This window comes from Streptomyces sp. NPDC043876 (assembly GCF_056435825.1).
The window spans coordinates 1-10591 of record NZ_JBWKDV010000036.1; the positions used below are offsets into that span (position 1 = coordinate 1).

The window sequence follows — 10591 nt, forward strand, 5'->3', positions numbered from 1 at the left end:
GCGACCTCCCGGTCAGCCCTCGAACATCGGGCCGTGCTGGTCGCGGGGGAGCGGACCGAGTTCCTGGCCGCGCTCCAGGCCCTCGCAGCCGGCGAGCCGGCCGCAGGCCTGACCCGCGGTACCGCCTCCGAGGGCGGGCTGGCCTTCCTGTTCACCGGCCAGGGCAGTCAGCGGCTCGGCATGGGGCGTGAACTGTACGACGCCTTCCCGGTGTTCGCGGACGCGCTGGATGCGGTATGTGCACGGTTCGACCTGGACCTCCCGTTGAAGGACGTGCTGTTCGGATCGGATGCCGAGCTGCTGGACCGTACGGAGTACACGCAACCGGCGCTGTTCGCGGTCGAGGTGGCCCTCTACCGGCTCGTCGAGAGCCGGGGGCTGCGACCGGACTTCCTGTCCGGTCACTCCATCGGTGAGATCGCCGCCGCGCACGTCGCGGGTGTCTTCTCCCTCGATGACGCGTGTGTGCTCGTCGCCGCCCGGGGCCGCCTGATGCAGGCGTTGCCGTCCGGTGGTGCGATGATCGCGATCCAGGCCGCGGAGGACGAGGTCCTGCCGCTCCTCGCCGGAGCCGGCCGCGTCGGCATCGCCGCGGTCAACGGCCCGGAGTCGGTGGTCATCGCCGGTGACGAGGACGAGGCCACCTCGATCGCCGCGGTCTTCGAGGCGCGGGGCCGCAAGACCAAGCGCCTCACCGTCAGTCACGCCTTCCACTCCCCGCACATGGACGGCATGCTGGGCGACTTCCGCAAGGTCGTCGAGGGGCTCGCCTTCGCGGCGCCCCGCATCCCGGTCGTCTCCAATCTGACCGGTGCGCCGGTCACCGACGAGATGGGCTCGGCCGACTTCTGGGTCCGGCACGTCCGCGAAGCCGTCCGCTTCCTTGACGGGGTGCGCGCGCTTGAGGCCGCGGGCGTGACCGCCTACATCGAACTCGGGCCGGACGGTGTCCTCTCCGCGCTCGCCCAGGAATGCCTCACCGGCGACACCACTGACACCGTCTTCGTACCCGCACTGCGCAAGGGCCGTCCCGAGGCGGAGGCCCTGAACACCGCTTTGGCGCTGGCCCACGCCCACGGCGTCACCGTCGACTGGAGCGCGTACTACGCCGGTACCGGCGCCCGCCGCGTCGGCCTGCCGACCTACGCCTTCCAGCGGACGCGCTACTGGCTGGAGGAAGCCGTCCACCCGGTGTCCGCCGAGGTCGCTGCCGAGGCCGGCGGTGCGGTCGACGCCGCCTTCTGGGCCGCCGTCGACAACGAGGACCTCACCGCCCTCAGCGCCACCCTGGAGATCGACGCCGACCGCCCGCTGAGCGACCTGCTCCCGGCACTGTCCGCCTGGCGGCGCCGCAGCGCGGAGCGCTCGGTCGTCGACGGCTGGCGCTACGCCGTCACCTGGAAGCCGCTCGGCGACCCGCAGCCGGCCGCGCGCCCCTCGGGCACCTGGCTCGTCGTCACCACCGTGCCCGCCGGGCCCGGTTCCGCACTGCCCGGGGTCGCGGACGCCCTCCGGGCGCAGGGCGTCGACGTACGAGAGGTCGTCCTGGAGGCGGCCACGGCCGACCGTGCCATCGTGGCCGACCTGCTGGGCGCCGCGCTCGCAGGCGACCGGGCCGACGGCGTGGTGTCGCTGCTGGCCTTCGCCGAGGGTCCGCACCCGGTGCACCCGGCCGCACCGGCCGGGCTGCTCCTGACCGGGGCGCTCGTCCCGGCTCTCGGGGACGCCGGGGTCGACGCGCCGCTGTGGTGCGTCACCGCCGGGGCCGTCGCGACCGGACCTGCCGACCGGGTACGCAGCGCGGTACAGGCACAGATGTGGGGATTCGGCCGGGTCGTCGCCCTGGAGCACCCGGAGCGCTGGGGCGGTCTCGTGGACCTGCCCGTCGGCGCGGACGGCCGGGCGATGGAGCGGCTGCTCGCCGTGCTCGGCGCGACGGACACCGCGTCCGGGCCCGCGTCCGGTTACGAGGACCAGGTCGCCGTGCGGTCGGCCGGGCTCCTCGCCCGCCGGATCGGCCACGCCGCCCCGGCGGCCGAGGACCGTGCCCCCTGGCGGCCCAGCGGAACCGTCCTGATCACCGGCGGCACGGGTGCGCTCGGCGCACACGTGGCCCGCTGGCTCGCCGCGCACGGCGCCGAGCACCTCGTCCTGGCGGGCCGCCGCGGGCCGCGGGCCGAGGGCGTCGACGCGCTGATCGCCGAGCTCGCCGCGCTCGGGGCCCGGGCCACGGCCGTCGCCTGCGACGTCACCGACCGGGAATCCCTCCGTACGCTCCTCGCCTCTCTGGGCGAGGACGGCTCCGGCCCGGCCCTGACCGCCGTGTTCCACACGGCGGGCGTCGGCCAGTACGCCCCGCTGGCCGAGAGCGGCCCCGGCGACCTCGCGGCGGTCCTCGCCGCGAAGGTCACCGGAGCAGAGCACCTCGACGAACTGCTCGGTGAAACGGAGTTGGACGCCTTCGTCCTGTTCTCCTCCATCGCGGGCGTCTGGGGCAGCGGCGGTCAGTCCGCCTATGCGGCGGCCAACGCCCACCTCGACGCCCTGGCCCAGCAGCGCCGCGACCGCGGGCTCAAGGCCACGGCCGTGGCCTGGGGCCCGTGGGGCGAGGGCGGGCTCGTAGCCGACGAGGAGGCAGCGGAGCAACTGCGCCGGCGCGGCCTCCCGGTGATGGACCCCGCGCGGTCGATCGTCGCCCTCCAGCGGGCCCTCGACACCGGGGACACGACAGTGACCGTCGCCGACGTCAGCTGGGACCTGTTCGCCCCGGCGTTCACCGCGGCCCGTCCGCGCCCGCTGATCGCCGACCTCCCCGAGGTACGGCGCGCACTGGCCGCCGGGCAGCCGGAGCACGGCACCGTGACGGGCGGCGACGCCGGTACCGGAGCCGGACCGGAGCGGCTGCTCGCCGATGTGCGGGGCATGACCCCCGACGAGGCGGAACGGACCCTGCTCGGCCTGGTCCGCGAGCACGTCGCCGCGGTCCTCGGCCACGACGGGGCTGCCACGATCGCCGCGGGTCGCGCCTTCAAGGAGCTCGGCTTCGACTCGCTCGCCGCGGTCGACCTGCGCACCCGGCTCGGTTCCGCCACCGGATTGCGCCTGCCCGCGAGCCTCGTCTTCGACCACCCCACCCCCGCCGCCCTGGCCGCCCACGTCCGTACCGAACTCCTCGGCGAGGACGCCGTGCCCGCGCTCCCGGCGATCACGGAGATCGACAAGCTGGAGATCCTCCTCTCGTCGGTCCCCGAGGACGCGGCCGCCGAGCGCGCCCGTGTCACGGAACGGCTCGAAACGCTCCTGGCGAAGTGGGCCAGGACGGACCCGGCCGCCCAGGCCGCGCAGGACGAGGAATCCGCCATCGAATCGGCTTCAGCCGAAGACCTCTTCGACATCATCAACAACGAATTCGGAAAAGCCTGATCTTGATGCCCGATCAGATGACCGCAAGCAAGCCGCATTTCTCCAGGAGGTGACGTTCCAGTGGCCGGCACGAACGAAGAAAAGCTTCTCGAAAACCTGAAGTGGATGACCACGGAGCTGCGGCGGACCCGCCGCCGTCTCCAAGAGGTCGAGCAGGACGCCCATGAACCCCTCGCGATCGTCGCGATGAGCTGCCGTTTCCCCGGCGGTGTGCGATCCCCCGAGGACCTGTGGCGACTGGTCGACGGCGCCGGTGACGCCATCACGGGCTTCCCCGAGGACCGCGGTTGGGACATCGGCTCCCTCGCCGACCCCGACCCCGACCGCAAGGGCACCTTCTACAACTCGGGCGGCGGATTCCTCGCCGACGCCACCGCTTTCGACCCGGGATTCTTCGGCATATCGCCGCGCGAGGCCCTGGCGATGGACCCCCAGCAGCGCCAGATCCTCGAAACCTCCTGGGAGGTCTTCGAGCGCGCCGGAATCGACCCCGCGTCCGTGCGCGGCAGCCGTACCGGCGTCTACATCGGTGCCGGAGCCATGGGCTACGGGGCTGACCTGCGGGAGGTCCCCGAAGGACTCGAAGGGCTGCTGCTGACCGGTGGCGCGACCAGCGTGCTGTCCGGCCGCGTTTCCTACGTCCTCGGCCTGGAGGGCCCGGCCGCCACCATCGACACGGCCTGCTCCTCCTCCCTGGTCGCCCTGCACCTCGCCGGGCAGTCCCTGCGGCAGCGCGAATGCTCGCTCGCCCTGGTCGGCGGCGTCTGCGTGATGCCCACACCGGACGTCTTCGTCGAATTCAGCCGCCAGCGAGGCCTGTCCGCCGACGGCCGCTGCAAGTCCTTCGCGGCCGCGGCCGACGGCACGGGCTGGTCCGAGGGGGTCGGCGTCCTGCTCGTGGAGCGGCTCTCCGACGCCCGCCGCAACGGCCACCCGGTGCTCGCGGTGGTCCGCGGTTCGGCCGTCAACCAGGACGGTGCGAGCAACGGCCTGACCGCCCCCAACGGCCCCGCCCAGCAGCGCGTCATCCGCGAGGCCCTGGAGAGCGCCCGGCTCTCGGCCGCGGAGATCGACGTCGTGGAGGCCCACGGCACCGGTACCCGTCTCGGCGACCCCATCGAGGCCCAGGCGCTGCTGGCCACGTACGGGCAGGAGCGCCCGGAGGGCCGGCCGCTGCTCCTGGGATCGCTGAAGTCCAACCTCGGCCACACCCAGGCCGCCGCGGGCGTCGCCGGCATCATCAAGATGGTCATGGCGATGCAGCACGGGGTCCTGCCCAAGACCCTCCACGTCGACGAGCCCACCCCCGACGTCGACTGGTCCGCCGGAGCCGTCTCGCTGCTCACCGAGCCCATGGCCTGGCCCCGGACCGGTGCACCGCGCCGCGCGGCCGTCTCCGCCTTCGGCGTCAGCGGCACCAACGCTCACACGATCATCGAGCAGGCACCGACGGAGGAGGTCTCCGAGGGCGAGGAGGCCGCCCCGGCCCCGGTCCGGCCCGCCCTGCTGCCCTGGACGCTGTCCGGCCGCAGCGCCGCCGCCCTCCGGGACCAGGCCGCACGGCTGATCGCCGCCCGCAGCGGGGCGGCCGCCGGATCCTCCGCCCTGGACCTCGGCCACTCCCTCACCACCACCCGGGCCGCTCTGGAGCACAGGGCCGTCCTCATCGGCCGTACCGACGCCGACCTCGACGGCGCGCTCGCGGCGCTGGCGGCGGGGGAGGAGGCCGCGGGCCTGGTCACGGACACCGTGGCCGAGGGCCGGACGGCGTTCCTCTTCTCCGGTCAGGGCAGTCAGCGGCTCGGGGCGGGGCGTGAGCTGTACGCCGCCTTCCCGGCATTCGCGGCCGCCTTCGACGCGGTGTGCGAGCGGATGAAGCTCGAACTGCCCCTGAAAGACGTGCTGTTCGGCGACGATGCGGCCGTCCTGGACCGTACGGAGTACGCGCAGCCCGCGCTGTTCGCGGTCGAGGTGGCGCTGTACCGCCTCATGGAAGGCTGGGGGCTGACGCCGGACTTCGTCGCGGGTCACTCGGTTGGTGAGATCGCGGCCGCGCATGTGGCGGGGGTGTTCTCGCTGGAGGACGCGTGTGCGCTGGTGTCCGCGCGTGGTCGGCTGATGCAGGCGTTGCCGTCGGGTGGTGTGATGGTGGCGGTGCAGGCGTCGGAGGACGAGGTCTTGCCGCTGCTGAACGGGCGGGTGAGCATCGCCGCCGTCAACGGTCCCACGTCGGTCGTGATCGCGGGTGACGAGGATGCCGTGCTGGCGGTGGTGGCTTCGTTCGCCGGCCGCAAGACGAAGCGGCTGACGGTCAGCCACGCCTTTCACTCGGCGCACATGGACGGCATCCTCGACGCCTTCCGTGAGGTGGCGGAGTCCCTGACGTACGGGGCTCCGCGGATCCCGGTGGTGTCGAACCTGTCCGGCGCGCGCGTCACCGACGAGATGGGCTCGGCCGACTTCTGGGTCCGCCACGTCCGTGAGACCGTCCGCTTCGCCGACGGCATCCGCGCGCTGGAGGCCGCGGGCGTGACGACGTACCTCGAACTCGGGCCCGGCGCCGTCCTGTCGGCCCTCGCCCAGGACTGCGTCACCACCGACGGCGCCGCCTTCGTCCCCGCCCTGCGCGACGCGCGCCCCGAGCCTGAGACGGCCCTCGCCGCCCTCGCCCGGGCCCACGCCCGCGGCGCAGCCGTGGACTGGAGCGCGTACTACGCGGGCACCGGCGCCCGCCGCGTCGACCTGCCCACCTACGCCTTCCAGCATGAGCGCTACTGGCTGGAGCCCGGCGCCGCGGCCGGTGGCCTCGGCGTCGCCGGACTCGACCCCGCGGGCCACCCGTTGCTCGGCGCCGCGGTCACCCTCGCCGGGTCCGGCCACGTCCTGTGCACCGGCCGGCTCTCGGTGCGCACCCAGCCCTGGCTGGCCGAGCACACCCTGACCGGTACGGCCGTCCTGGCCGGCGCCGCCTTCGTGGAGCTCGCCGTCCGTGCGGGCGACCGGGCCGGCTGCGGGGACATCGAGGAACTGACGCTCGACGCCCCGCTCACGCTGCCCGCCGACGGTGGCGTACGGATCCAGGTTCTGGTGGAGGAGCCGGACGCGGGGGGCCGCCGCGCCTTCACCGTCTCCGCCCGCCCCGACGACGACGCCGCCGAGGACGGTACGTGGACCGGCCACGCCCGCGGTGTCCTGCGCCCCGGCGCCCCCGCCCCGCAGACAGCCCCCGCCGACCTGGCCCAGTGGCCGCCCGCCGGGGCCGAAACCGTCGACCTCGGCCACCTCTACGCCGGGGACGAGACCGGAGACGCGGCCGGCCGGGCTCCCGGGCCGCAGCGCGGCCCGCTCTTCCGGGCCGTGGAGGCCGCCTGGCACCACGCCGGCACCTACTACGCCCAGGTGCGCCTCCCCGAGGGCGCCCCGCAGGGGGACGCCTTCGGCCTGCACCCGGTGCTGCTGGACGCCGCCGCGTACGCCGCGGACCTCCTGACCGGCCCGGACGCCGGTACCCCGGCGGCGGGCACCGCCCCCGGCAGCGTCTGGTCGGACGTGGCCCTGCACGCCGTCGGCGCCGGAGCCCTGCGCGTCCGCATCCGGCCCGCCGCCGACGGCACCGTCGCCTTGGACCTCGCCGACGACCTCGGCGACCCCGTGGCGACCGTCGGCCGGCTGGCGTCCCGACCGTTCGCCGCCGGGAACCACGCCGTCGCGCGACCGGCGCCACTGCCGGCCTCGGTGCGCGAAGCACTGTTCCAGCTCGACTGGGTGCCGCTACCGGCCCGGGCGGACACCACCGTCGGCACCGTCGGCGCGACCGCGCCCGCCGGGGACTGGGCCGTGCTGGGCGACGCCGGGTACGGAGCCGCCACCCGTCACGCCGACCTGGCGGCCCTGGCCGCAGCGGCCGAAGCCGGGACGCCCGTCCCCGCGTACGTCCTGGCCCCCTTCCCGCGACAGGCGACCGGAACCACCGCGCAGACCCTGACCGAAGCCGCGCACCGGGCCCTCGGCCTGGTGCACGCCTGGCTCGCCGACGAGCGGTTCGCCGCCTCCCGCCTGGTCGTCCTGACCAGCGGCGCCGTCGCCGGGCCCGCCGAGGACCCCGCCGACCTGCCGCACGCCGCCGTCCGCGGCCTGGTGCGCAGCGCCGAGACCGAGAACCCCGGCCGGTTCGTCCTGGCCGACAGCGACGACCTGACCGGCGCCGACGCGGCCGTCCTCGCCACCGCCCTCGCCACCGCCTCCGAGGAGCCGGAGCTTCTGCTGCGCCAGGGAGTCGTCCACGTGGCCCGGCTGCGCCGGACCCGCGCGGACCGCCCGGCCACGGCCGGCGCCGGCGTCGCCGTCGACCCGCGGGGCACCGCGCTGATCACCGGCGGCTCCGGCACCCTCGCCGGCATCGCCGCCCGCCACTTGGTCACCACCCACGGCGTCCGCCACCTGCTGCTCCTCAGCCGCCGCGGCGCCGACGCGCCCGGCGCCGCCGAACGCGCCGCGGAACTGCGCGCGCTGGGCGCCGAGGTCACCTGGGCCGCCTGCGACGCCGCCGACCGCGACGCCCTGGCCGCCGCCCTCGCGACGGTCCCCGCCGAGCACCCCCTGACCACCGTGGTCCACACGGCGGGCGTCCTCGACGACGGGATCCTCGCCTCCCTCACCCCCGACCGCCTCGACACCGTGCTGCGGCCCAAGGCCCTCGCCGCGCTCCACCTGCACGAGCTGACCCGTGACCTGCCGGTCACCGCCTTCGTCCTCTACTCCGCCCTCGCCGGCGTCCTCGGCAGCGCGGGCCAGGCCAACTACGCCTGCGCCAACGCCCTCCTGGACGCCCTGGCCCAGCACCGCCACCACCAGGGCCTGCCCGCCACCTCCCTCGCCTGGGGCCTGTGGGCCGACGCCAGCGCCATGACCGGGGGCCTCGACGAGACCCAGCTGCGCCGCATGGAACAGCTCGGCATGGGCGCCCTCACCGCCGCCGACGGCATGGCCCTCCTCGACGCCGCGCTCGTCTGCGGCCGCCCTGCGCTCGTCCCCGCGCGCCTGAACCCGGCCGCGCTGCGCGACGCCGCGGCGCCCGGTCCGGTCGCCCCCGTCTTCCGGGAGCTCCTCGGACCGGCAGGCCGCCGGTCCGCAGGCACCCGTACCGACGGGGGCATCCCGCTCGCCGAGCGCCTCACCGCACTCACCCGGGCCGAACAGGACCGGTACCTGCTCGACCTGGTCCGGGCCCAGGTCGCCGCCGTACTGGGGCACGCCTCGGCCGAACAGGTCGAGCCCGCCAAGGCGTTCAAGGACCTGGGCTTCGACTCGCTGACCGCTGTCGACCTGCGCAACCGCCTCGGCGCGGCCACCGGGCTGCGCCTGGCCAGCACGCTCGTCTTCGACCACCCCACGCCCACGGCGCTCGCCCGGCAGCTGCACGGCGAACTCCTCGGTGCCGCGCCCGTTGCCCAGGCGCTCGCCGCCACCGCCATCGGTGACGACGAGCCCATCGCCATCGTCGCCATGAGCTGCCGTTACCCCGGCGGCGTCCGGAGCCCCGAGGAGCTGTGGACGCTCGTCGAGTCCGGCGGCGACGCCATCGCCGGACTCCCCGGCAACCGTGGCTGGGACGTCGCCGAACTGTCCGCGGCGGCGGACGGCCACGGCCGGGACTTCGCTGGCGGGTTCGTCCACGAGGCCGACTCCTTCGACGCCGATTTCTTCGGGATCTCGCCGCGTGAGGCGCTCGCGATGGACCCGCAGCAGCGCCTGTTGCTGGAGACCTCCTGGGAGGCCGTCGAGCGCGCGGGCATCGACCCGACGTCCCTGCGCGGCAGCGCCGCCGGCGTCTTCGTCGGCGCCTCCTACACCGGCTACGACGCCCTGCTGGAGCGGTCCGCCGACGCGGCGGGCGTCCTCGGCCACGTGATGACCGGCAACGCGGGCAGCGTCATGTCCGGCCGGGTCTCCTACACCCTGGGCCTGGAAGGGCCCGCCGTCACCGTCGACACCGCCTGTTCGTCCTCACTGGTCGCCCTGCACTGGGCCGTCCAGGCCCTGCGGCGCGGAGAGTGCACCCTCGCGCTGGCGGGCGGCGTCACCGTGATGTCCACCCCCGGCACCTTCAGTGAGTTCAGCCACCAGGGCGGCCTCGCCCCCGACGGCCGCTGCAAGGCCTTCGCGGCCGCGGCGGACGGTACGGGCTGGGGTGAGGGCGTCGGCATGCTCCTCGTCGAGCGGCTCTCGGACGCCCGCCGCAACGGCCACCCCGTCCTCGCCGTGGTCCGCGGCTCGGCGATCAACCAGGATGGTGCCTCCAACGGCCTGACCGCACCCAACGGCCCCGCACAGCAGCGCGTGATCCGCGCCGCGCTCGCGAGCGCCGGTCTGTCGGCCGCCGAGGTCGACGCGGTAGAGGCACACGGTACGGGCACCCGGCTCGGCGACCCGATCGAGGCGCAGGCCCTGCTGGCGACCTACGGCCGGGACCGCGCGGAGGGCCGCCCGCTGCTGCTGGGGTCGGTCAAGTCGAACATCGGTCACACGCAGGCCGCAGCCGGTGTCGCGGGCGTCATCAAGATGGTCATGGCCATGCGGCACGGAGTGCTCCCGCAGACCCTCCACGTCGACGAGCCCACCCCGCACGTCGACTGGACGGCGGGCGACATCCGGCTCCTGACCGAGGCCACGGCCTGGCCCGCCGGTGACCGGCCGCGCCGGGCCGCGGTGTCCTCCTTCGGCATCAGCGGCACCAACGCCCACACCATCATCGAACAGGCCCCCGGCACCACGGACCGGCCGCATCCCAGGGCGGCCGCCACCGGCCCCGTGCCCTGCGTCCTGTCCGCCCGGACCCCGCGGGCACTGCGCGACCAGGCCGCCCGGCTGCTGCCCGCGGCCGCCGCCGCGGTCACCGAGGACGGCTCCGGCCTCGTGGACCTGGCCCGCTCCCTGGCCACCGGTCGGGCGGGCCTCGAACACCGCGCGGCGTTCACCGCCACCGACCGCGCAGGTCTGCTCCGCTCTCTCGAAGCCATCGCCGCGGGAGAGGACGCGCCGGGGCTCGCCCGCGGCACGGCCGCCGGCCGCGGGCTCGCGTTCCTCTTCACGGGGCAGGGCAGTCAGCGGCTCGGCATGGGCCGCGAACTGTACGACACCTACCCGGTGTTCGCGGCCGCGCTGGATG

General features: G+C 75.2%; 2 protein-coding genes. Both read left to right on the top strand.

The features are described from left to right. The coding region (locus AC0693_RS38455; RefSeq protein WP_478804582.1) for an SDR family NAD(P)-dependent oxidoreductase at positions 1–3423 on the top strand (3423 nt) is incomplete at its 5' end. 210 nt (positions 3424–3633) lie between these two features. Then, a partial coding sequence (locus AC0693_RS38460; protein ID WP_478804583.1) for a type I polyketide synthase occupies positions 3634–10591 on the top strand: 6958 nt, incomplete at its 3' end.